Source organism: Nocardiopsis sp. M1B1, from assembly GCF_052466615.1.
This window is the reverse complement of the sequence record NZ_CP196194.1, coordinates 972992-995747: the sequence shown is the minus strand read 5'-3', so window position 1 is coordinate 995747 and position 22756 is coordinate 972992. Positions and strand designations below refer to the sequence as shown.

Annotated in this window: 22 protein-coding genes; 7 read left to right on the top strand and 15 right to left on the bottom strand. The window is 72.9% G+C overall.

Annotation, left to right across the window (positions count from 1 at the left end; genetic code table 11):
- Positions 1-443 precede the first annotated feature (443 nt).
- Positions 444-1352, top strand: coding sequence for an ectoine hydroxylase (gene thpD / locus ACSTA4_RS04535; protein ID WP_248773569.1), 909 nt, complete (start codon positions 444-446; stop codon positions 1350-1352).
- A 219-nt stretch (positions 1353-1571) separates the two neighbouring features.
- Here thpD and ACSTA4_RS04530 read toward each other — a convergent pair whose 3' ends face one another.
- The 3 genes from ACSTA4_RS04530 to ACSTA4_RS04520 all read right to left on the bottom strand — a co-directional run bounded on the left by ACSTA4_RS04530 (position 1572) and on the right by ACSTA4_RS04520 (position 7577).
- Positions 1572-6218, bottom strand: coding sequence for a TcpE family conjugal transfer membrane protein (locus ACSTA4_RS04530; RefSeq protein ID WP_444962516.1), 4647 nt, complete (start codon positions 6216-6218; stop codon positions 1572-1574).
- A gap of 18 nt (positions 6219-6236) precedes the next feature.
- Positions 6237-6554, bottom strand: a complete 318-nt coding sequence (locus ACSTA4_RS04525; protein WP_013151193.1) for a hypothetical protein — start codon at positions 6552-6554, stop codon at positions 6237-6239.
- A 72-nt stretch (positions 6555-6626) separates the two neighbouring features.
- Positions 6627-7577 (bottom strand): conjugal transfer protein, encoded by a 951-nt coding sequence (locus tag ACSTA4_RS04520; RefSeq protein WP_444962515.1) that lies wholly within the window; start codon positions 7575-7577, stop codon positions 6627-6629.
- Between the two features lie 441 nt (positions 7578-8018).
- On the opposite strand from ACSTA4_RS04520, the gene ACSTA4_RS04515 reads away from it, so the two are divergent.
- Positions 8019-8594 (top strand): 1-acyl-sn-glycerol-3-phosphate acyltransferase, encoded by a 576-nt coding sequence (locus tag ACSTA4_RS04515; RefSeq protein ID WP_248773428.1) that lies wholly within the window; start codon positions 8019-8021, stop codon positions 8592-8594.
- 42 nt (positions 8595-8636) lie between these two features.
- On the opposite strand, the gene ACSTA4_RS04510 is transcribed toward ACSTA4_RS04515, so the two are convergent.
- From ACSTA4_RS04510 to ychF, 3 genes are all read right to left on the bottom strand, one after another.
- Complete coding sequence (locus ACSTA4_RS04510) at positions 8637-8894, bottom strand: Txe/YoeB family addiction module toxin (RefSeq protein ID WP_444962514.1); 258 nt, start codon at positions 8892-8894, stop codon at positions 8637-8639.
- Positions 8891-9160 (bottom strand): type II toxin-antitoxin system Phd/YefM family antitoxin, encoded by a 270-nt coding sequence (locus tag ACSTA4_RS04505; protein WP_276578052.1) that lies wholly within the window; start codon positions 9158-9160, stop codon positions 8891-8893. Before ACSTA4_RS04505 ends, ACSTA4_RS04510 begins: the two co-directional genes overlap by 4 nt.
- Positions 9161-9313: 153 nt before the next feature.
- Positions 9314-10399, bottom strand: a complete 1086-nt coding sequence (ychF, locus tag ACSTA4_RS04500; RefSeq protein ID WP_212641468.1) for a redox-regulated ATPase YchF — start codon at positions 10397-10399, stop codon at positions 9314-9316.
- A 472-nt stretch (positions 10400-10871) separates the two neighbouring features.
- Between ychF and ACSTA4_RS04495 the strand changes: the two genes are divergently transcribed.
- Positions 10872-11852: an FkbM family methyltransferase gene (locus tag ACSTA4_RS04495; RefSeq protein ID WP_444962513.1), complete on the top strand. Its 981-nt coding sequence runs from the start codon at positions 10872-10874 to the stop codon at positions 11850-11852.
- Here the strand turns inward: ACSTA4_RS04495 and ACSTA4_RS04490 are convergent.
- On the bottom strand, positions 11849-12547 hold the full coding sequence (locus tag ACSTA4_RS04490; protein ID WP_444962512.1) for an alpha/beta fold hydrolase: 699 nt from the start codon (positions 12545-12547) through the stop codon (positions 11849-11851). The two genes, ACSTA4_RS04495 and ACSTA4_RS04490, sit on opposite strands and share 4 nt — an antisense overlap.
- Positions 12548-12851: 304 nt before the next feature.
- Between ACSTA4_RS04490 and rmuC the strand changes: the two genes are divergently transcribed.
- Both rmuC and ACSTA4_RS04480 read left to right on the top strand, forming a co-directional pair.
- Positions 12852-14276: a DNA recombination protein RmuC gene (gene rmuC, locus ACSTA4_RS04485; RefSeq protein ID WP_444962511.1), complete on the top strand. Its 1425-nt coding sequence runs from the start codon at positions 12852-12854 to the stop codon at positions 14274-14276.
- Positions 14277-14311: 35 nt separating this feature from the next.
- A complete protein-coding gene (locus ACSTA4_RS04480; protein ID WP_444962510.1) occupies positions 14312-14851 on the top strand; it encodes a DUF6542 domain-containing protein in 540 nt (179 codons plus the stop codon).
- A 36-nt stretch (positions 14852-14887) separates the two neighbouring features.
- Here ACSTA4_RS04480 and ACSTA4_RS04475 read toward each other — a convergent pair whose 3' ends face one another.
- The 4 genes from ACSTA4_RS04475 to ACSTA4_RS04460 all read right to left on the bottom strand — a co-directional run bounded on the left by ACSTA4_RS04475 (position 14888) and on the right by ACSTA4_RS04460 (position 18002).
- Complete coding sequence (locus ACSTA4_RS04475) at positions 14888-15154, bottom strand: exodeoxyribonuclease VII small subunit (RefSeq protein ID WP_013151185.1); 267 nt, start codon at positions 15152-15154, stop codon at positions 14888-14890.
- A 3-nt stretch (positions 15155-15157) separates the two neighbouring features.
- Positions 15158-16390, bottom strand: coding sequence for an exodeoxyribonuclease VII large subunit (xseA, locus tag ACSTA4_RS04470; RefSeq protein WP_416025532.1), 1233 nt, complete (start codon positions 16388-16390; stop codon positions 15158-15160).
- Between the two features lie 117 nt (positions 16391-16507).
- Positions 16508-17020: a DUF3060 domain-containing protein gene (locus ACSTA4_RS04465; protein ID WP_358416140.1), complete on the bottom strand. Its 513-nt coding sequence runs from the start codon at positions 17018-17020 to the stop codon at positions 16508-16510.
- Positions 17021-17156: 136 nt separating this feature from the next.
- Entirely contained in the window at positions 17157-18002 is an 846-nt protein-coding gene (locus ACSTA4_RS04460; RefSeq protein WP_444962509.1) for a hypothetical protein, read from the bottom strand.
- 296 nt (positions 18003-18298) lie between these two features.
- Here ACSTA4_RS04460 and ACSTA4_RS04455 point away from each other — a divergent pair, with 296 nt between their 5' ends.
- Positions 18299-19270 carry a 4-hydroxy-3-methylbut-2-enyl diphosphate reductase gene (locus ACSTA4_RS04455; protein WP_174546873.1) on the top strand — a complete coding sequence of 324 codons (972 nt, stop codon included), beginning with the start codon at positions 18299-18301 and terminating at the stop codon, positions 19268-19270.
- A gap of 129 nt (positions 19271-19399) precedes the next feature.
- On the opposite strand, the gene trxA is transcribed toward ACSTA4_RS04455, so the two are convergent.
- The 4 genes from trxA to ACSTA4_RS04435 all read right to left on the bottom strand — a co-directional run bounded on the left by trxA (position 19400) and on the right by ACSTA4_RS04435 (position 21449).
- Entirely contained in the window at positions 19400-19747 is a 348-nt protein-coding gene (trxA, locus tag ACSTA4_RS04450; RefSeq protein WP_444962508.1) for a thioredoxin, read from the bottom strand.
- Positions 19747-20163, bottom strand: coding sequence for a MerR family transcriptional regulator (locus ACSTA4_RS04445; RefSeq protein ID WP_444962507.1), 417 nt, complete (start codon positions 20161-20163; stop codon positions 19747-19749). Before ACSTA4_RS04445 ends, trxA begins: the two co-directional genes overlap by 1 nt.
- Before the next feature lie 81 nt (positions 20164-20244).
- Entirely contained in the window at positions 20245-20799 is a 555-nt protein-coding gene (locus ACSTA4_RS04440) for a DUF4245 domain-containing protein (protein WP_444962506.1), read from the bottom strand.
- 50 nt (positions 20800-20849) lie between these two features.
- Positions 20850-21449 carry a TetR/AcrR family transcriptional regulator gene (locus ACSTA4_RS04435; RefSeq protein WP_047867871.1) on the bottom strand — a complete coding sequence of 200 codons (600 nt, stop codon included), beginning with the start codon at positions 21447-21449 and terminating at the stop codon, positions 20850-20852.
- A 154-nt stretch (positions 21450-21603) separates the two neighbouring features.
- On the opposite strand from ACSTA4_RS04435, the gene glpX reads away from it, so the two are divergent.
- Positions 21604-22644: a class II fructose-bisphosphatase gene (gene glpX, locus ACSTA4_RS04430; protein ID WP_248773422.1), complete on the top strand. Its 1041-nt coding sequence runs from the start codon at positions 21604-21606 to the stop codon at positions 22642-22644.
- The last annotated feature ends 112 nt before the right edge of the window (positions 22645-22756 follow it).

Here is a 22756-nt window from a genome sequence, read left to right as displayed (position 1 = left end):
CCACCAGTACCCCGCGGGAAATTCCGCCGGAATCGGGGATGACGCCCCGGCCCTTCTCCCGGAGTTCTGCACCAGGCCCTGAACCTTATTCGTGTGATCTAGCACACAGCAAAAGTGTGTTCTTTCACAAGCGACCCCGGAGGCGAAGGGCGCAGCCGGACGACCTGGGAATACACACTCTCAGCTCATGTACATTCACTCCGAGTGACGCCATGCAGGTGAACGACCGGACCCGTCCCCGGAATAAGGATAAGAGCGGAAAGGAAAACCGGAAGCCCTCACGGTTTCCCCCCATATAGTATAACTGTCATACCCGACAAAAAGGACACTAAACACCGCACATAAAGAAGCCGTAAGTAGGCTTGCCTGCCCTTTGTTAAGTTCGCATGTCGTAGGAGAAACCGTCGACATCGGAGAGGATGAGCCCCGCCAGGGGATCGACCATGACTCTGCAGATGGACCTTCCGACCAGCACCGCGGACGAATACCCCACACGCAAGAGCACCGAACCCGCCCTGCTGTACCGCAGGGACCCCGCCGTCTGGGGGACCGACGAGGGCCCCTTCTCCCACGACGAGCTGTGCGCCTACGGTGAGCGCGGCTACACCCAGATCGACTCCCTCATCACCCCGGACGAGGTCGGGGCCTACAGCGCCGAACTGGAGCGGCTGAGCTCCGACCCCGGGCTGCGCGGCGACGAACGCGTGGTCGTCGAGCCCTCCTCCGACGAGGTGCGCTCGGTGTTCGAGGTGCACAAGGTCAGCAAGGTCTTCGCCGACCTGGTGAACGACCCGCGCCTGGTCGACCGCGCCCGCCAGATCCTGGGCTCGGACGTGTACGTGCACCAGAGCCGCGTCAACTACAAACCGGGCTTCGGCGGCGGCTCGTTCTACTGGCACTCCGACTTCGAGACCTGGCACGCCGAGGACGGCATGCCGCGGATGCGGGCGGTCAGCTTCTCGGTCGCCCTGACCGACAACTACGCGCACAACGGCGCGCTGATGATCATGCCGGGGTCGCACAGGACGTTCGTCTCCTGTGTGGGCGAGACCCCGGACGACCACTACCGCGACTCGCTCAAGAGCCAGCACGTGGGCACCCCGGACCAGAGCTCCCTGTCCTACCTCGCCGACCAGCACGGCATCGACGTGCTCACCGGCCCGGCCGGCGGGGTGACCGTGTTCGACTCCAACTGCATGCACGGCTCGGGCGGCAACATCACGCCCTACCCGCGGTCCAACGTCTTCATCGTCTTCAACAGCGTCGAGAACGCCTGCGACAGACCGTTCAGCGCCCCCGCCCCGCGCCCGGAGTTCCTCTCCGCTCGCGAGTTCGCCCCCGTGGGCCGCTGACGCGCCCGAGCGCGCCGCGCGGCCGCCGACCGCCGCGAGCGGAACGCGTGCCCGCCCGGAAGGCATGATCCAGCGCCCCCGTGCGGGGCGGGCCCCGAGCCCGCCCCGCACGGGGGTTTTCCCGCGCCGGGAAGCCCCGGAGCCGGGGCCGCCCGGCGCCGGTTCCAGGACCGGAGCCGCCCGGGCCCGCGTCCGGGGCCGGGCGGCTCGCCTTCGGCGCTACTGCTGGGTGAGGGAGTTGACCAGGACCCCGCCCAGGGCGCCGTGGGCGCGCTTGGTGGCGGGGCGCAGGGCGCCCACGTCGATCCTGGTGTAGGACGAGCCGAGGTGGTCGTCCCAGGGGATGCGGACGATGGCGCGGCACCGGCCGCGGGCCACCCGCTCGGCGGCGTCCACGTCCTGGAGGCTGCGCTTGCTGACCCCGTTGACCACGAGCACGGACCTGGCGCGCAGGGCGCCGTAGCCGTTGCCGTCCAGCCAGTCGAAGGTCATGGAGACCGCGCGCTCGGCGTCGGCGTTGGCCGGGGCGACCAGCACCAGCCCGTCGGCGACCGGCAGGGCCCGCGCCACGCCCGTGGCCGCCGGGTCCAGCAGGGTGACGCCGTAGAACCCGCCGAGCAGCGAGGCCAGCTGGCCGTAGTCGCGGTCGTCCAGGGTCTGCACGTAGGGGTCGTCCAGGGTCTGCACGACCTCCAGGCCGGTCGCGGTCCGGCTGGTGTAGCCGCTCATCCGGGAGTAGTCCTGGATCGCCTCGGCGTTGGCGAGCAGCCCGGTGAGGGTCTCGGGGGTCTGCGCGCCGACGCGGCGGGAGAGGCCGTTGGGGCCGGGGTTGACGTCGACGGCGACGACGAGGTCGTCGCGGTGCGCGGCCAGGGTGTGGCCGATCATCAGCGCGGTGACGGTCTGCCCGGCGCCGCCGGTGCAGCCCAGCACGACGAGACTGCGCGGGCCGTCCAGCGGGGTGCGCAGGCGCTCGATGTCGCTGGGCGGCAGGTCGGAGCGCACGGGGGCCGTCCCGCCGGTGACGACCTTGGCCAGGCGCCGCCAGCCCCGGGTGCCGCCGGAGTCGCTGGCGGCGGGCTCCTCGGACCGCCGCCGGGGCTCGGGCTCCTCGGTCCGATGGGCGGGGACGCCGTTGGGGGTGTCGCCCAGGCGCTCCTGCTCGCCGGTGCCGTGGTCGAGTTCCAGGGCGGTCCTGGGCTCGCGCGCGGACGGCTCGGGCTCCTCGCCGGGCGCGGGCTGGCCGAAGAGCTGGCCGAGCCTGCGCGCGTTCTGCGCCACCCGGTGGAAGACGCCGTCGTGCGGGTCCTCCGACTCCCGCGACTCCTCGGCGGGGTCCTCCTGACCGGCGGTCGGGGCGGGGCGGCCCGCGACGGCCTCGTCCTCGGTCCGCCCGGTGTCCTCGGCTCCCCGGCCGGTCGGCGGGGAGGTCCGCTCCTCCTCGGAGGAGGTCCGCTCCTGCGCGAGGGCGTCGGCCATGCTGGGGTTGGCCCTCGGGTCGCGGGCTGCGCCGGTGCGCTGCTCCCGCGCCCCGGAGCCGGTGCGGGCGGTCCCGTCGCTCCGGTGCCCGCTCCGGGGGTCGGCGGCCGAGTCGGGCTTCGCGACGGTGTCCGCGTCCCCGCCGGCGGCGCCGGTGGCGCGCATGCTCCAGCGGGCGCGGAAGGACGTGTCGCCCCGGTCGGCTCCGGCGGAACCGGAGGCCGCACGGGTCGGTGCGCCGTCGGGCTCCCGGGCCTCACCGGGGACGCGGGCCTCACCGCGCACGTTCCGTCGGCGGCGGGCCAGGGCATCGGCCTCGGCCCGCTCCAGGTCGGAGGCGGTGCGTCGGCGGACCTGGTCGGCGCCCGGGTCAACGCGGACGTTGCCGTCCCCGCGCCCGTGGTCGTCCCGGACCTCGACGAAGCTGACGAGTTCGCCGGTTCCGTGGTCGAGCTGGGTGGGCGGCTTGGGCTCGTCGGCGGGGGCCCGCCCGGCCGGTTCGGCGTCCCGTACCGTCTCACCGGTGGCGGCCCCGGCGGTGTCCCCGGCATCGTCCGGGGCGGCGTTCTCCTCGCGCAGCTCGTTGGCTGGGATGAGGGGGTTGCCCCGGTCGCCGACCCTGGGCTGGTCGGGGTGGCGCTTCCTGCCGTCCTCGAACCACCGTGAGGGGTCCTTGGCGTCGCGCTCCTGGGTGGGAACGGCGTCGGCGAACTTCGGGCGCGGCGGCGCCGGGGTGTCGGCGGTGATGAGGTGGTTGTCGAGCACGGACATGTGCTCGTTCCACTCGGGGCCGCGGTCCTGGGACTCCTCGCGCGGCTTCCCGGGCATGGCGTCCTGCTCGCCGGTGCCGTGGTCGAGTTCCAGGGCGGGCTTGTGGGGGGAGCGCTCGGGCGCGGGGGCCGCGGACACACCGGTGCCCGGAGCGACCCGGGCGTCGGGAGTGCCCGGAGCGGTCGTGTCGTCCGGGGCGACCGTGCCCCGGGCCTGCGTGTCCGGGGCCTCCGAGCTCCGGGCCTCCGTGCCCGGGACCGGCGCGTCCGAGGCCTCCGTGTCCGGAGCGGCCGTGTCCACGGCGGGACGGGCGTCCGCGCCACCGGGAGCGGTCCGCGCGGCGGCGGGCTCGGTGCCGGTGGTGTCGCCGTCCTCGGTGGCGTCCTCGGGAGGAGCGGTGTCGCCGCGCCCTGTGGCGGACCGGTGCCCGACGGTCTCCTCGGCCCCGGCGGGGCTCCCGTTCCCGGTGGCGTCCCCGGGCCCGGCGGTGTTCGCACGCCCGGCCGTGTCCCCGCGCTCCGTGGTGCCCTCGGGCCCCGTGGTGGACCGGTGCCCGACGAGGACCTCGGGCTCAGCGGTGTCCCCGTGTCCGGCGAGGCCGCGCAGCGCGACGGTCTCCTCGTCTCCCGTGACGGACCGGCGCCCGGCGTCCTCTGACCGGGTGGCGCCCCGGCGGGGGGCGACCGAGGGGCCTTCCTCGGCCGGTTCGGAGGCGGCCGTGCGCCCGGCGGCCCCGGTGTCCCGCGTACCCGTGCCGGGAGCGGCCTCCACGGGGGTTCCGGGCCCGTGCTCCGCCGTGTCCCGTGCCGCACGCGTCACCGGACGAGCGGTGTCCGCCGTCGCGTCCGTGTCCGTGGTCTCGGGCGCACCGGCCCCGCTCGCGGCGTCCTCGGCGCCGACCGCGTCCTCCCGCCGGTCGGTGCGGGCGGGCTCGTCCACGTCCGCGGTCGCGCTGGCCTCCTCCCCCGGCGCCGCGGAGGAGGGCGGCAGCCAGGGCAGGGAACCGGCCTCGGCCGGGGGGCGGCCGGTGGCCGCCGCGTAACGGGCGGCGTAGTCCGACAGGTCGCCGTAGCCGGGCGCGGGCTCGGCCTTCTTCTCCAGTTCCCACGGGGCGGCGTGGGGGCGCCCCGTGCGGCGGGGCCGCTCCGTCTCCTCACCGGTTCCGGGAAGCCCCTGTCCCCGGGCGCGGGAGGTCGGTAGCTCCCTCGGGCCGCGCTCGCGCACGCGCTCGGTGCGGCGCTGCTCCTCCAGGTCCTTGGCGACCCTGAGGCCCTGCGTACGGCCGCGCAGGCGCCGGGCGGCGGCGGTCTCCTCCTCGTCGGAGCCGGAGGCGCGCCGCTCCTCCACCGCGTCGGCCAGCTCTCCCCGGCTCATGGCCGCGGTGTCGCCGACGCTGTAGGCGCTCTTGGAGGTCAGGCCGACGGGGGTCTCGCCGGAGGAGGCGCGCAGGCGGGCGAACCACGCGTCGCTGTCGCGCTGCTCCTCGCCCTCGGTCTCGTAGATCCTCTCCCGCGCGAAGCCGTCGTCGGGGTCCTCCCCGGCGTCCGCCTCGGGCCCGCGGGGCTCCTCCTCCCGGGGCTCCCGTGGTCCGGACCCCAGGGCGAAGCCGAAGTAGTTGAGCACGCGGCGGCCGACTCCGCGCCGGGGCCCGTCGGACTCCGCGCCGCCGCCTCCGGAGGCGGCGGACGCGTCGGTCCGCTCCTCGCGCGGTCGCGACGGGGCGTGCCGCTCCTCGGGGTCGGGGCGCGCGGCGACGGCCACGGGGGCGCGTTCGGAGGCGGCCGGGGCCTTTTCCGCCGCGGCCTCCCGCTCCGGGGCCGGAGCGTTCTCGGCCCTGACGGAAGCGGCCTGCGACCGGACGGGAACGGCCTTCGGCTCGGCCGCCGGGGCGCTCTCGGCCCCGGCGGACACGGTATCCGTTCGGGCGGGGGCGGCCTTCGCCCTGGTCGGAACCCGCCTCCCGGTCTCCTCGTCGTCTCGGGACCGGATGCGCGGAGCCTCGGCGGGGACCCTCTCCCGTCCCCTGTCCGGCTTGCCGGAGCCGTCCCGGGCGGGGGCCTCCTCCTCGGCCTCGGCGGCCGGAACACCGTCGGCGGGACCGCGCACGCCGAGCAGCGGCGGCGCGTCGGAGCGGGAGGGGCGGACCACGGTGTCAGCGGCCTCGGCGATCCCGTCCCCGGCCGTCTCCGGCTCGGGTTCGGCGCGGCGCCGCGACGCCGACGGGAGCGGACCGGCCGCGGGGTCGCGGTGCCACACCCGCACGGTCACGCGGACCTCGGCGGGCTCGTACTCGGGGGCCAGGCGGTTGTACACCCGCGCTTCGGCCAGGAAGCGCGCCTGGGAGATGAGCAGCTCGGTGAGGCGCTTGCCCTCGATCACCGGCCGGGTGGCCAGCACGGTGATCACACCGGGCGGGACCACCCACAGCACCAGGTGCCAGCCGTTGCCGAACACGAAGGGCGCGTTGACGAGGCTGAGCAGGACCACCCAGAGCGCGAACACGCCCAGGGCGACCCCGAAGGTGCCCACCGGGAGCGGCATGGGCAGCCGGAAATCGTAGAGCTTGTAGAGCCGCTTCTCGATACGCCAGATGTTGGTGTACGTGGGCAGGTCCACGTTCCCGGCCTCCCTCGCCTATTCGGTCGATACGCCCATCGCTCGGGCGAGCGCCACGGCGATGACCTCGATGATGCCGGGGACGTAGAACACGATCCCGATGAAGATCGCCAGGATGATGAACTGTGCGAACCTCGTGATCTCCCTCGTGAACAGGAAGAACACCGCCACGATGGAGACGATGACGAGGAAGAGGGGCCCGAAGAAGCCCCTCAGGAAGTCGGCGAGGCCACCGGTGTCAGGGGCGTTCTCGGTGGTCTGCGCCGCGAGGAAGAGCAGGTCGGCACCTCCGGCGGCGTGGAACACGTCCGGTGTGGAGGACAGCAGGGGGAGCATGTCAGGCGCCGCCCCCCGGTGTCGTTTCTGGTGTGCGCATGGTCCTTCTCTTCTCCTTGCCTACAGGCCCCGTCATCCGCCGAACGAGCGCGGGGCGCCCTGGATGTCACGCACGTGCCACTCGCTGCCCGAGTCCACGACGGTGACCAGGTAGTTCTGCGTGATCTGCCCGGTGTCGGTCCCCTCGGAGGCCGGGACGTTCCACCGGACGGTGGCCGCTACCTGTCGTACGTCATCATTCCCGGTCGAGGCCTGCGTTGGCACCGTGATATCGGACAGTTCACCAAATTCCAGGCTGTTCTCCGGAAGCGGGGCGATGGTGACACCCGGTTCCACATAGCGCTCCAGGTGCGCCGGTTCCCCCGCGTAGGCCTCGAAGAAGCCGGACAGCACCTCCCCGAGCTGCTCCTCGGCCTCCGGGTCGGTCTCGAAGGCCGACCCCTCGGGCAGGCTGGCCTGGGTCGGCGCCGCCAGCAGCGCCGGGTTGCCCGAGACCACCAGGGCCTCCCCGTCGGCGTAGACCGGCACGTCCAGGCGCATGGGCTGACCGTTGACGTCGGCCCGCACGACGACGATGCCGTTGTGGTCGTCCTCCACGTGCACGGCGACCACCGTGAGGTTGTCGCCGGCGAGGCTGTCGGCGGGGACGTCCAGGGCGGCGGCCTCCCCGTCGGGGACGAACGCCGCCAGGTCGGACAGGCGCGCCTCGGGGTCGGCGGTGTCGAGGTAGGCCTCGGCGAACCGCATGCCGAAGGCCGCGGCGGCGGTCTCCGGATAGGTCACGGTGTCGCTCTGCTCGGGCTCCTCTGAGGTGTCGGGAAGGGCGAACCCGCCGCGCAGCGGGAACCAGATGCCGTTGAAGACGACGACGATGATGAAGGCCCACAGGACGGCGCGGCCCACACCGACCCACCAGCGCCCTCCGGCTCCGGCCCGGGGCCGTCGGGCGCGGGGGGCGTCGAGCCCCACACCGCCGTCGTCCGGCTCACCCGCGGCGGCACCGCGCCGCGACGCCTTCGCCATCCCCGCCTCCTGCACACAGGTCCGTGCCGCCCGCTTCGGACGGCGTCTCCGCCATGCCCTTGTCTACCCCATCCCTATAGTGAGGCATTGTGCGGGTTGGGAGCGTCCTTGGTGACTCCGCGTTTCCCCGCCAACCGCACATTGCGCACATGGGCTTAACTTCTCAAAAGGGGCACAATACGGCAAGAGTTGCACTAACTCCTGCTGCGGCCACACACTTCGGCGCAATTATGGTCGGACCGGAAAGGGATTAGTTCCCTCGAAGGCAGCAAGATGTGTCCCCGCGGACCGGGAAACCGTTGACGGGATGTAACCGGGATCTCCTCCCGCGCCCGGCGGGGCGGTCGTCGCCTCCCGGCGGAGAGCCCCCGGCTCCGGGCCGATCCGGCCCCGAGCACGGAACCACCGTGTGAGCCCGGGGGCGTGCCCTAGATTGGCGGCATGCTCCGACATCTCGCAGCCCGGGCGTTCTGGTCCCTCAGCCGGTGGAAGCTGGCCACCGAGCCCAAGCCCGACCGCCCCACCGTGCTGATCGGTGCCCCACACACCTCCAACTGGGATTTCGTGCTCATGCTCGCCATCTCCTGGCGCCTGGGCCTGGAGCTGCACTGGCTGGGGAAGCAGAGCCTGTTCACGGGTTGGCGCGGCCCGATCATGCGCGCGCTCGGTGGCATCCCCGTCGATCGCGCGAATCCCGGTCGGGTCGTCGACGACGCCGTCCGGCGCGTGCGGTCCGGCGAGACCTTCGGCCTGGTCATCACCCCCGACGGCACCCGCGGGGCGCACACGCACTGGAAGTCCGGCTTCTACCGCATCGCCCGCGAGACGGGGATGCCGGTGACGCTCGGTTTCGTCGACCGCACCACGATGACCACCGGGCTCGGCCCGACCTTCGAGCTGACCGGCGACGTCGCGGAGGACATGGGCCGCATCCGCGCCTTCTACGCCGACAAGGCGGGGCACAGCCCGGAGCGGCGCGTCGAACCGCGCCTGCGCGAGGAGGGCGGCGCCGACTGACCCCCGTCCGGCCTCTCGCCACGAGACGGAAACCGTCGACCCTCAGTAGTGGTAGCGAGCGGCGATGACGACGATCTCGTGCTCCGTGACGACGTAGACCAGGCGGTGCTCATCGTCGATGCGCCGCGACCAGGCGCCGGGCAGGTGGTAGTTCAGGGGCTCCGGTTTGCCTATGCCGGTGAAGGGATCCCGGCGGATGTCCTCGATCAGCTTGTTGATCCGGGCGAGTACCTTGCGGTCGGTCTTGAGCCAGGATGTGCAGTCCTCCCAGCCGTGGCCCCCGAAGACCAGTCGCCTCACTCCGCGTCCTCGACGTCGGGATCGATCAACCCGCGCTCGGAGACACCGGTGCCGTCCAGAGCGTTCTCGTAGGCCTTGAGCAAGCGCCGGGCGTTCGCGGGCGAACGCAGGAGGTAGGCGCCCTCACGCAGCGCGGCGTAGTCCTCGGCGGAGACGAGCACCGCGTTGCCGTGCCTGGACACGATCTCGATGGCGTCGTGGTCGTCGTTGACCTTCTTGATCAACGGGAAGAGGGATCTGCGCGCTTCGCTGGCGGTGATGGACATGATCGGCCCTCCCGATGTCTGGTACCGGATGTAGTACCACTCTGCCGTGTTCGAACCGGGTGGGCGCCCCCCGGCACACGACAGGGGCCGCGGACCCGGGCGCCGGAGGTTCGGCGCGGGTCCGCGGCCCCTGTTCACGGGCGCGCGGCTCGGTCAGACGTTGAAGCGGAACTCCACCACGTCGCCGTCGGCCATCACGTACTCCTTGCCCTCCATGCGGACCTTGCCCGCCGCGCGGGCGGTCTGCATGTCCCCCGCGGCGACCAGGTCGTCGAAGGAGACCACCTCGGCCTTGATGAAGCCGCGCTGGAAGTCGGTGTGGATGACCCCGGCGGCCTCGGGGGCGGTGGCGCCCTTGCGGATCGTCCAGGCGCGGGCCTCCTTGGGCCCGGCGGTCAGGTAGGTCTGCAGGCCCAGGGTGGCGAAGCCGACCCGGGCGAGCTGGGCCAGGCCCGACTCGGTCTGGCCCATGGACTCCAGCAGCTCCTGCGCCTCGTCCTCCTCCAGCTCGGCCAGCTCCGCCTCGATCTTGGCGTCCAGGAAGATCGCCTCGGCCGGGGCGACGAGCTCCTGGAGCTTGGTGCGCAGGGCCCCGTCGGCCAGCTCGTCGGTGTCGAGGTTGAACACGTAGATGAACGGCTTGACCGTGAGCAGGCTCAGCTCGCGCAGCCGGTCCAGGTCCACGCCCTGGGCCGCGGACAGCGAGGTGCCGCCGTCGAGGACCTCCTGCGCGTCCCGGGCGGCCTGGAGCAGCTCCTGGGCGTCCTTGTCCTTGGCGTTGCGCTTGGCGTCCTTCTCCAGGCGGGGAAGCGCCTTCTCCAGGGTCTGGAGGTCGGCCAGGATCAGCTCGGTGTTGATGGTCTCGATGTCGCGGGAGGGCTCGACGTCGCCGTCGACGTGCGTGACGTCGGGGTCGTCGAAGGCCCGGATCACCTGGCAGATGGCGTCGCTCTCGCGGATGTTGGCCAGGAACTTGTTGCCCAGGCCCTCACCGGTGGAGGCGCCGCGCACGATGCCCGCGATGTCGACGAAGTCCACCGTCGCCGGGATGACCTTCGCCGAGTCGAAGATCTCGGCCAGCTTGCCGAGCCGGGCGTCGGGAACGCCCACGACCCCGACGTTGGGCTCGATGGTCGCGAACGGGTAGTTCGCGGCCAGGGCGTCGTTCTTGGTCAGCGCGTTGAAGAGGGTGGACTTGCCGACGTTGGGCAGGCCGACGATCCCGATAGACAGACTCACAAGGTCAGAGTCTATGCGGACCCGCGGGTGGGCGGTCCCGCCGCGTCCGGGCCCCGGCTCCTCAGCCCGCGGCCCCGGACCTCCCCGCCGCCGGACCGCGCAGGTCGACGGGGCGGGCCCCGCTCCGGACGGCGGGGCGGAAGGCGGGACGCGGGGCCGCGCGCGGTACCGGACCGGGAAAACAGGGCCAATCGCCGAAACGCAGTGCACGGGAGACGCTACTCACAGTAGGTTCGACGGACGCTGCCGGGAACCGGGGCGGCGGCCGTCAGGTGCGCGGGCCATCCCGTCGCGCACACGGCTCAGCCCCCGGACCTGGACCGACACACCGCCGCTCACGCGGCAGGCTCGCGGTGCGGCGGCCGGTGGGAGGGACCGGCCCCGGACCGCGTCGGACGGAGGCGCCCGGGCACACGGCCGACGCCGTGCACCGGCGCCCCCGTCGCAGCACCTTTCCTGGGGGGAGACAACCGTGGTCACCGACCAACTGAGGGCGCTCGTGCGCCGCTACCCGCTCGTGCGCTTCGCGACCCGCAAGATCCGCGTCCGGCTGCCCAGACGGCTGGGCGGACTGGACCCGGACCGGGTGCCGCCGTGGACCCGCGAGGTGGCCTTCTCCCTGCCCCGCCTGGACTCGGACACGCGCCGCATCGGCCCGGACGGCCTCACCCTGCGGCTGCCCGGCGACCTCACCGTTCCGCGGCGGCTGGCCGCCTTCGGGCTGGCCCGGCACGAGCCCGACAGCCTGGCCTGCTTCATGGCGATGCTCGACCACACCCGCCCCGGAGCGGTGGTCGACGTGGGCTCCGGGGTGGGGGTGTACTCGCTGCTGGCCGCCGCGCGCACGCGCCGCCCGGTGTTCGCGTTCGAGCCCACCCCGGAGATCGCCGCGGCGGCCCGGGTGGTCTCCTCGTCGGCGGACCTGGGCTTCACCGTGGTGGAACTGGCGCTGAGCAACCACACCGGCACCGCGCACCTGCGGCGGGCCCGGCACAACGACATGTGCAACACGCTCGTGCGCTCGGCTCGCGCCGACCTGTCGCACATCACCGTGGAGGTGACCACCCTGTCGCGGTGGAACGAGGACGCGTCGGCCTTCCCGACCGTGATCAAGATCGACACGGTCGGCACGGAGCCGGACGTGGTCGCCGGGGGGCTGGAGGTGCTGCGCCGGTACCGGCCGTGGATGCTGGTGAAGGTACGGCCCGACCGGGGCGTGGAGGAGCGGCTCATGGCGCTGCTCGACCCGCTGGAGTACACCTGGTATCCGGTGAGCGGGCCGCCGCCCTACGAGCCGCGCCCGGAGATCTCGGGACGGGCCTCCCCCGCGTGGGAGCGGATGTGGCTGTTCACGCCGGAGCCGGTGCCGGAGGAGTTCTGGCCCTCGGTGCGCGGCTGGCGCAGGGCGCTGGAGTCCTGCCGTCCCGGCTCCCGCGGGAACCCGGACCCCTAGAGCCAGCCCTCCAGCGCGGCGAGGAACCCGGGCAGGTCGTCGCGGTGGACGCAGTGCCCGGCACCCTCCACGACCCGGACGGTGAAGCCGCGCCCGGTCAGCTCCTCCGCGGTCTGGGGCGTGACGGTGACGCTGTCGCCCGCGCGCAGGACGAGGGAGGGCACGACCGGTTCGCCGGGGAGGAAGTCGCGCCCGGCGATCTCCTCCGCCACGAAGTCGAAGAACTCCGGGTCGAAGGCGGCGAAGCCCCTGACCTCCCTCTCGACGTCGTCGTCGGTCCACCTGGGGTTGCTCTGGCGCACGCGTGTGGCGTCGGCGGTGACGAAGACGCGGCGCACGCGCTCGCCCGCGTCGGCGTGCATGGGGGGCAGGCGGAAGGCCGGGTCCACGTACACCGCGCGGGCCGGGCGCAGCCTCTCCACCGCCAGGGAGAGCGCCACCGCGCCCATGGAGTGGCCGACGGCCAGGTCCGCCCCGGTGGGCAGGGAGTCCGCGAGGTCGTCGCCGAGCGCCGCCACGGAGTAGGAGCCGCGCGGGCTGTCGCCGTGGCCGCGCATGTCGACGCTGACCACGCGGCGGCCCCGCTCGACCAGCGCGTCCTCGACGGCGTGCCAGGTCTCGTGGGTGGCCATGGATCCGTGGACGAGGAGCACGGTGAGGTCTCCGGTGCCGCGGGTGTAGGTCTCCAGTCTCATGGGAGCGGGCCTCCTGGGGAAGTGAGGGACTGCCAGGTACGGGGACCGGTGAGAGGTGGTCCGGCCCCGGACGGAGACCTCAGGTTCTCGAAAACTTTTGCACAAGGGAAGTGGATGTCCGGAAGCGGCCTCGTGCGCGGCCCCGCTCCCCCGTGGAATAGCGCACCGATCGGGTCCGCGTTCCAATACCGGGCCCTAGGCAGGCTCCAGGGTCGGCGGACATGCCGGACTTGGCGGTTCTGCTCACCGATGTCCTGCGTGGCGGGGAGCCGCGCGACGGCGCGGCCTGACACCATAGACGGCCATGAACGGCCTCGCACTCGTACTCATGCTCCTGATCGGTCTGGCGGTCGGCACCGCCGTGGGCTGGGTCCTGGCCCGCGGCCGGGAGGCCGAGACGCGGGCCGACGCCCGTGCGGCCCAGGAGCGGGCGGCCTACGTGGAGGAACAGCTGGCCGACCGGTTCCGTGCCCTGTCAGCGCAGGCCCTGGACCAGACCAACCAGCGCTTCATGGAACTGGCGGAGGGGCGGCTGCGCGCGGTCAGCGCCGAGGCGGGGGGCGACCTGGACGAGCGGCGCCGCGCGGTGGAGCGCATGGTCGAGCCGCTCACACGGACCCTGGACCGAGTGGAGCGCCAGCTGAGGGAGGCCGACGCGGGGCGCGCCGCGGCCCACGCGGAGCTGGCCAAGCAGGTCGAGTACGTGCGCGAGGGCTCGGAGCGGCTGCGCGACCAGACGCAGTCGCTGGTGACGGCGCTGCGACGGCCCGAGGCGCGCGGCCGGTGGGGCGAGCTCCAACTGCGCAGGGTGGCGGAACTGGCCGGGATGGGCTCGCACTGCGACTTCGAGGAGCAGGCCGCCACGCGCGACGGGTCGCGGCGCCCGGACATGGTGGTGCGCCTGGCGGGCGGCAAGAACATCGTGGTGGACTCCAAGGTCCCGTTGGCGGCCTACCTGGACGCCGTGGAGGCGGGCGCGGAGGAGGCCGCGCGGCACCTGCGCGTGCACGCCAGGCACCTGCGTACGCACGTGGACCAGTTGGCGGCCAAGGCGTACTGGTCGGCGTTCACCCCGGCGCCGGAGTTCGTGGTGCTGTTCATCCCCGGGGAGGCGTTCCTGGCCCCGGCCCTGGAGTACGACCCGGAGCTGCTGGAGTACGCGATGGGGCGGCGGGTGCACATCGCGACGCCGACGACGCTGATCTCGCTGCTGCGGACGGCGCAGTACGCCTGGCAGCAGGAGGCGCTGAGCGAGAACGCGCGGGCGGTGTTCGACCTGGGCAAGCAGCTGCACGAGCGGCTGGGTACCCTCGGCGGGCACGTGGAGGGGCTGGGCCGGGCCCTGACCCGGACGGTGAGCGCCTACAACCAGACCGTGGGGTCTCTGGAGAGCCGGGTGCTGGTGACGGCCCGCCGGTTCGGGGAGCTGGGGCTGGTGGACGGTGAGCTGGACCGCCCCGTGGGCGTGGAGGAGCGTCCGCGCGCGGTGGTGGCGCCCGAGCTGTCGGACCCGGACGGCGCCGGACCGGCCCCGGAGGAGCGGAGTGGTCCGGGACCGGACGGGCAGGGGAACGGAACGGACACCGGTCGCCGAATCCCGGAACCGCAGTGGGCCAAGTCGGTGTCCAACGGGGAGGAAGGCGTGTTCGTCGCGGATGGGACAAGTAGCCGGAAGGACGACACGATCCATGGAAAAGACACCGAACATTCACGAGAAGTGACACACTGAACACCGTGAGCAACACACTGGGGAGGCGGACGGCTATGCCCCCGCGGAAGGCGGACGGCCCCGAACGCGGGCGCGCACCGTACTTCGTGCGGCCCGACGGCCGCGTCAGGGACGTGCCGCATGCCAGGAAGAGGGAGCGTCCGGTGCCGAGGCCGAAGGAGAACTCCCCCGGAACCCCGCCCCGCCTGACCGGACGCGGCGGCGTGCTGGCCATCGTCGCGTTCAGCTTCGCCGGGGCCATGACCGCGCACTGGGCGGGCATCCCCGCGGCCCCGGGCGCGGCCTTCACCCTCGCCTGCGTGCTCGGCGCCCTCCTGGTCCGGCCCAGCGACCTGCTGTCGCTGTCGGTAAGCCCGCCCATCGCGTTCTTCGTCGCCGTGGTCGCCGCGGAGAGCGTGCTGGCCCTGGGCAGCGAGGGGTTCGCCCGGGTGATGCTCCTGGGGCTGGCGTCACGGCTGGCCGAGGTCGCCCCCTGGCTGTTCCTGGGCACGGCGCTGGTCCTGGTGATCGGGGTGTTCCGGGGCCTGCCCGGCAACATCCGCGATCTGGGCGACCAGCTCAACGGCCGCAGGTAGCCGCGGGACGCGGGCCGACGGGCGCGGCCCCGGGCCTCAGAAGGGCGTGTCGCCGTCCCCCGGCTCGTCCCCCCGGCGCTCGTCCATGGCGGCGGCCAGCTTGGCGCGGGCCCCCTCCAGCCACTGCTCGCACACCCGGGCCAGTTCCTCGCCGCGCTCCCACAGCGCCAGCGAGTCCTTCAGGCTGAGTCCGCCCGACTCCAGCTGCCGGACGACGTTGTTGAGCTCCTCCCGGCTCTCCTCGTAGCTGAGCTCGGGCTCGGCGGTGCCCTCTTCGCGGGTCTTGGCGCCCTTGGCTGCCATCTCCTACCCCTCCTCGGAGGTGTCTTCGGTGTGGACTGACTCCACGGTCGCGGTCAGGCTGTCCTCGGCGAACCGTACGCGCAGGGCCTCCCCCGCGTCCGGTTCCCGGGCCGAGCGCACCACCGACCCGTCCTCGCGCTGCACGATCGCGTAACCGCGCGCGAGCGTGGTCGCCGGGGACAGGGCGTGCAGGCGCGCCCGGGTGTGGCCGAGGCCGTCGGCGGACCGGTCCAGCGACACGGTCAGGCTCCGGCGGGCCCGGTCGCGCAGGTCCGCGACCTGCTCGGCGAGCCGGTCGACCTCGCGCACCGGGCTGGCGAGCACCGGACGCGAGCGCATGCCCTCCAGCCAGGCGAGCTCGCGCTCCACGCCGCCCCGGAGCACCCGGCGGCCCCGGTCGCGGAGCTGGCGGATGATCTCCAGCTGCTCACCGACGTCGGGCACCGTCCTCTTGGCCGCGTCGGTGGGGGTGGAGGCGCGCACGTCGGCGACGTGGTCGAGCAGCGGGGCGTCCTGTTCGTGGCCGATCGCGCTCACCACGGGGGTGCCCGCGGAGGCGACGGCGCGCACGAGGGCCTCGTCGGAGAAGGGCAGCAGGTCCTCCAGGGAACCGCCGCCCCGGGCGATGACGATGACGTCCACGTCGGGGTGCGAGTCCAGGTCCTTGAGCGCCTCCATCACCTCGCGCACGGCCCGGTCCCCCTGGACGGCGACCGGGCGCACCTCGAAGCGCACGGCGGGCCAGCGGCGGCGCCCGTTCTCCAGCACGTCGCGCTCGGCGGCGGAGTCGCGTCCGCAGATGAGCCCGACCGTGTTGGGCAGGAAGGGCAGGGGGCGCTTGCGCGCGGCGTCGAAGAGCCCCTCGGCGGTCAGGGTGCGGCGCAGCTGTTCGAGCCGGGCCAGCAGCTCGCCCAGGCCGACGTGGCGGATCTCCAGGGCGCGCAGCGAGAAGGTGCCGCGGACCTCGTAGAAGTCGGGCTTGGCGTGCACGACCACGCGCGCACCGGGTTCGGGGGGCGGGCTCTGCGCGTCCAGGACCGAGGTCTGGCAGACCACGCGCACCGACACGTTGGCGACGGGGTCGCGCAGCGTGATGTAGGCCATGCGGCCGCGCCGGTTCAGCTCGGCGATCTGGCCCTCGACCCAGATGCGGCCCAGGCGGCCGATCCACTGGCCGACGGCGTTGAGGACGACGCGTACCGGTTGCGGCGCCTCGGCGGAACTGTCCATGCCCATGCCAACCGAGCCTAGGCCAGGGCGCGGACAGTTCGGGGCAGGCCCGCCAGGCGCGGGGCCGGGCGGCCGGGCCCGGCACGGCGGGACCGGGTGGGCGCCGGATGTGCGGGGCGGCGGTCAGGCGGTCGCGTCGCCGCCGGCGGAGACGGTGTTGTTGAGGCCGATGTCGGTGACGGAGGGCTCGCCCTCGGCGTGGTGGACGGTGTTGTCGGCGCCGGTCACGCGGATGGAGTCGGCGCTGCCGATGTGCACCGTCAGCTCGTTGCCCAGGATGGAGACCTCGCCGCACTGGCCGTTGAGGACGACCTCGGCCCCGCTGGCGGTCACGTTGACGTTCTGGCCGTCGCACTCCTCGGTGACGCTGCCCTCGACCGTGGCGATGGTGAGGTCGCCGGTCTCGCTGTCCACGGAGATGCCGCCGCCCTCGTCGAGGGTGACGTCGCCGTCCTGGTTGCCGACCGAGACGTCGCCGTTGGAGTCCACGGAGACCTCTCCGTCCTCACTGCCGACGGACACGCCGTCGGGGTCCACGGAGACCTCCTGGTCGGTCCCGGGGATGCCGACCGAACATCCGGTCAGCCAGAACGCGGTGGCCGCGAGGAGCGCGGCGGCGGGGGCAGCGGAACGCATGTTGGTGTCCCTTCGGACGGGAGGCGCCGGTGTGGTCACTTCCTATGACGTCCCGTACCGCCCCGCGGTTCCCGTGCCCCGCGGACGCGGCCGTCGGCGGGGTCGGCGGCGCTCCCGCCCCGGCGGTCCGCGCGCGTCAGGCCTCGGCCTCCAGCTTGGCGATGCGGTTGTCGTACATCTTGATGAACTCGGGGCGGCTCTGGTGGGCGACCTCGTAGGCGCGCAGGTCGCGGACCTGCTCGATGGTGAGCTTGCGCAGGCGGGCGCGGACCGAGGGCAGGGTGAGCTCGTCGTAGGTGGGCACGGCGAGGTCCTCCAGGGAGGGGGCGGCCCCCTTGCGCACCCGTTCGAGGATCTCGTCGCTGCTGACCTTGGTGTGCGCCTCGGCGGCGGCGATCTCCTCCGCGATGGCGGCGCCCTCCTCGGGGACGTCCGCGGTGGCGGGGGTGGCGGGCCCGGTCCGCTCCTCCCGGCCGCTTCCGGCCTCCTCGGCCGCGACCGGCTCGGCGGGCTCAGCGGCCGCCGGGGCGGCGGGGGCCTTCGCGGGCTTCTTCTTCGCGGCGGACTTCTTCTTAACCGCGGGCTCGGCGGGCTTCTCCTGCGCGGCGGCCTTCTCCGGGGCAGCGGTCGCGGGCTCCTCGGACTCCGCCTTCGCGGGCTCCCGCTCCGCGGCGGGCTCAGCGGCCTCGGCCTTCTCCGCCTCGACGGCCTCGGCGGGCTCCTCGGTCTTCGGCGCGGCCTGCGGCTCGTCGGCGCTCTCCGCCTCGGGCGCCCCGGCCTCGGTGCTCTTCTCCGCGGACGGCGCGGCCTGGTCCGTGCCGCGCGCGGTCACGTCCTCGGACTCCGCGGCCGCGGGGGCGGGGGACTGGGGGGTCCCGGTCGACTCCTGGGCCGCGGGCTCGGGCGCGGCCGCCGTTTCCTTGCGCCCGAAGATGCCCTTGACCAGGGCGACCAGCTTCGTGGCGAGCGTCGGGTTCGACATAGGACGGGGGCTCCTGGTGGTCTCGGCGAGTGGGGTGAGCGGCGCGCGAACAGCCGACCGGCAGGGCCGAGGTGAGGGCGAACCGCCTGTAATGCGTGTGATGGTGAACCAGGATAGAGGAGGGATGAACACCATGAGCAGGGGAGAAGTGAACGATTTCGCCACTTCGAAGCGCAACCGGATGCGCCCCGTTGCGATACCGTCACCTTGGCACCGGTCGCGCGTCGAAGCGGCCTGTTCAGTGCCCTCTCCCACACCCGGGTCGCACGCCGCCCAAGCCACCTAGGATGTAACACATGACTGCGATGACGACTGCCACGAACCAACGCCGTGTGCTCCTCGCCAATCCCCGGGGCTACTGCGCCGGTGTCGACCGCGCTGTCATCACCGTCGAGAAGGCCCTGGAGCAGTACGGCGCGCCGATCTACGTGCGCAAGCAGATCGTGCACAACACCCACGTGGTGCGCACCCTGGAGGAGCGCGGCGCGATCTTCGTCGAGGAGACCGAGGAGGTGCCCGAGGGGGCCATCGTGGTCTTCTCCGCGCACGGCGTCTCCCCGGCCGTGCACGAGGAGGCGCACAGGCGCAGCCTCAAGACGATCGACGCCACCTGCCCGCTCGTCACCAAGGTCCACAAGGAGGCCAAGCGCTTCGCGGCCGAGGACCGGGACATCATCCTCATCGGCCACATCGGCCATGAGGAGGTCGAGGGCACCAGCGGTGAGGCTCCCGAGCACATCCAGATCGTCGAGAGCCCGGACGAGGTGCACAAGGTCCAGGTGCGCAACCCGGACAACGTGTCGTGGCTCTCCCAGACGACCCTGTCGGTGGACGAGACCACCCAGACGGTGGACGCCCTGCGCGAGCGGTTCCCGAACCTGCTCGACCCGCCCAGCGACGACATCTGCTACGCCACCTCCAACCGCCAGGACGCGGTCAAGGCGATGGCGCCCGAGTGCGAGCTGGTCATCGTGGTCGGCTCCGACAACTCGTCGAACTCGGTCCGCCTGGTGGAGGTGGCCCTGGACGCGGGCGCCGACGCCGCCCACCTGATCGACAACGCCTCGCTGATGGACGACTCCTGGCTGGAGGGCGTGACCACGGTCGGCGTGACCAGTGGGGCCTCCGTGCCGGACATCCTGGTGCGCGAGCTGCTCGACAAGCTGGCCGGGCACGGCTACGGCACGGTCACCCCGGTGACCACCGCCGACGAGACGCTGACCTTCTCGCTGCCCAAGGAACTGCGCCGCGACCTGCGCGCCGAGTAGCGCGCGGGCTCCCGCACACCGGGGGCGCACAGCTGACACAAGAGGCGCCCGGTCGGAGAACCGACCGGGCGCCTCGTCGTGCGGGGGCGGGGGCCACTCAGCGCGCCCGCGAGCGCTCCCCCGGCTCCGTCAACCCCGCAGGGCGGCGTCCACCTCCGACAGCAGCCGTGCCCTGGACCGTGCGCCGACCAGCTTCAGCAGCGGCTGGCCGTCGCGGAAGAGCATCAGCGTCGGCAGCGACATCACCCCGTGCCCGCGTGTGGTGAGGGGGTTCTCGTCGGCGTTGACCTTGCGGACGGCGAGCGTTCCGGCGCGCTCCTCCGCGATCCGGTCGAGCACCGGAGCCAGCATGCGGCAGGGCGGGCACCAGTTCGCCCAGAACTCCACCAGGACGGGGCCCTCACCGCCGAGGACCGCGCGCTCGAAGGTTTCGTCTGTGACGGCGGACACCTCGGCGGTCGCGTTCGTGGACGGCATCACGGCTCCTCGGGATCGTTCGCTTCACCGGTGCACAGCCCCGCCGTCCCGCAGCCCCCGGTCCCGCGGACCAGGGCCTCGGACAGCTTGGCCGTGAGACTGCCGCGCATCGCGCCGAGCCGCTCCAGGCAGGCGTCCACCTCAGCGAGCCTGCGCCGGTAGACCTCGATCGAGTCGGGGCAGGAGTCCCCGGTCTCGTGGCCCGAGCGCAGGCACTCGACGAACGGACGGGTGTCGTCGAGGCTGAGGCCGACGGCCTGGAGGGTCAGGATCTCGCTGACCAGCCGGTAGTCGTCCTCGCCGTAGTCCCGGTAGCCGTTGGCCGAGCGCCGTGCGCTGAGCAGTCCCTGGGACTCGTAGAACCGCAGGGCGCGGGCCGTGGTCCCGGTACGTCGGGCGAGTTCACCGATGCGCATGGGACGACGGTAAACCCTGACGTCGACGTCAAGGCAAGGAGGCGGGCACGTCCGGGAACGGCCGGAACCCGCCTTCCCCGCTCAGGCGCCGTCCGCGGGCTCCCCGCCACCGTCGGCGTCGGTCTCCAAGCCCTCGGCCAGGAGGGCGAGCTCGTCCATACCGGCGGGGCCGGACACGACCAGGGTCACGCCCTCCTCGCGCAGGACCAGGGCGTTCTCGTCCTGGGACTCGTGGTGCTCCCACTCGCGGCCGTCGACCTGGACCGTACCGACCTGCTCGGCGCCCGGGACCCTCTCCGCGAGGACGGCGGCGGGGTCGGCGTCACTCTGGGTCAACATGGCGTGGCTGTCCTCGGCAGTGGCGAAGCCCACGCTCCACTGGACCGGTCCGGACACGTCCACCGTGGAGCTGGTGGGCGTCCACCCCTCCTGCTCCAGGTCGGCGGAGGGCACCGTCACCGGGTAGTCCGCCGCGTCGCGCAGGACGTCGGCGTCCGGCCGGTACTCCACCGACGGAATGCTCTCGCCCGAGCGCGTGGAGACCACGAACGCCATGATCAGGACGATGCCGACGATGATCCCGAGGGAGATGGCGTAGTTCTTGAAGGTCGCGCTGGACCGGCTGTACTCACTCATGACGCCTCCAGCTTGCCGCAGGTCCGGGGCCCCGCCGACCCGGGGTGTGCTTAGCGCCGGGGTTCGAGCTGGGTGAGCAGGCCGGTGATGTCGTCGGCGAGTCGGCGGGCCTCGGCGTCCTCGCGCTGGACCACCTCGGCCACCGCCAGCAGCATCGCGCCGCTCACGACGATGAGCAGGGCCTCGTCCACGGGCTCGTCGGCCTTGCGGAACAGCGCCACGTTGCGGTCGGTCCACTGGGTGAGCCGGGCCCGCAGCTGGTAGTCGAAGCCGGGAGGGCCGTCACCGCTGAAGAACAGCCGTGTGGTCTCCCTCTCCTCGATGCACCCGAGCAGGTAGGCGCGGGCGGCGATGTTCATCAGCCGCGTGGGGTCCTTCTCCCCCTCGGAGCGGGCCCGCACGACCGCCTGGTGGGTGCGGTCCTGCTGGCGCTGCTGGAACTCCTCGTACAGGGCGAGGTAGAGGTCGGCCTTGCCGCTGAAGTGGTGGTACAGGCTGCCGACGCTGGCCCCGGCCACGGCGACGACCTCGCTCACCCCGGCCTTGGCGAAGCCCACCGTGCGAAAGACCTGGGAGGCCGCCTTGAGCAGGGCGCCGCGGGTGGCCGCGCCGCGCGGGGAGACCCTCGCGGGCTTGTCCGTCTTGTCCACTGTCACGCCTCACTCCAGTCCGGGTCACGCCAGAGTAGTCCGTCCCCGTCCGCCCGGGACCGCCCCGAGGGGTACCCGTGACCCCGCGGGTGTCACTTCGGGTGACTACCCTAAGACCTGCCCCCGACCTGTTCTCCCGACGGAAGGTGTGTCCATGTCGCAGTCCAGCAGCCCGCACAAGGCCCCGGATCGCAACCTCGCGCTGGAGCTGGTGCGCGTCACCGAGACCGCGGCGCTCGCCGCGGCCCGCTGGGTGGGCAAGGGCGACAAGATCGGGGCGGACGGCGCCGCGGTGCGCGGCATGCGGCACATGATCAGCACCGTGTCCATGAACGGGACCGTGGTGATCGGCGAGGGCGAGAAGGACAACGCCCCGATGCTCTACAACGGCGAGCGGGTCGGCGACGGCGGCGGCCAGGACTGGGACGTGGCGGTCGACCCGATCGACGGCACCACCCTGACCGCCATGGGCATGCCCAACGCCGTGTCGGTGATCGCGATGAGTCCGCGCAACACCATGTTCGACCCCTCCGCGGTGTTCTACATGGAGAAGCTCGCCACGGGCCCCGAGGCCGCCGACGTGGTGGACATCGCCGCTCCCGTGGCCGACAACGTCCGGGCCGTGGCCCGCGCCAAGGGCAAGTCGCCGCAGGACGTGACCGTCGTCATCCTGGACCGCCCCCGCCACAAGCAGATCGTGCAGGACGTGCGCGACGCGGGCGCCCGGATCAAGTTCATCAGCGACGGCGACGTGGCCGGAGCGATCATGGCGGCCCGCGCGGGGACCGGCGTGGACCTGCTGCTGGGCATCGGCGGCACCCCCGAGGGCATCATCACCGCGTGCGCGATGAAGTGCCTGGACGGTGTCATCCAGGGCCGCCTGTGGCCCAAGGACGAGGAGGAGCGCCGCAAGGCGCTCGACGCCGGGCACGACCTGGACCGCGTGCTGCGCACCGACGACCTGGTCTCGTCCGACGACGTGTTCTTCGCCGCGACCGGCATCACCGACGGGGAGCTGGTCGGCGGCGTCCGCTACGAGTCCGCGCGGGTCGTCACCGACTCCCTGGTCATGCGCGGCCGCAGCGGCACCGTCCGCCAGGTGCTCAGCGAGCACCGCCTGGGCAAGCTGGCCTCCTACAGCGGTGTCGACCTGACCTCGGCCCCCTACCGGGGTGAGGAGCCCGAGTCGGCCTAGGGTCTGTTTTCTGAACCGTTCTCAGCTGTGGGGGGTTGGTTCGGGCGCCCACGGGGTTCTGGAGGTGCCGGAGGTGGGACTGCGAGGAACGAGCCGTCCCACCGTAGGCGCC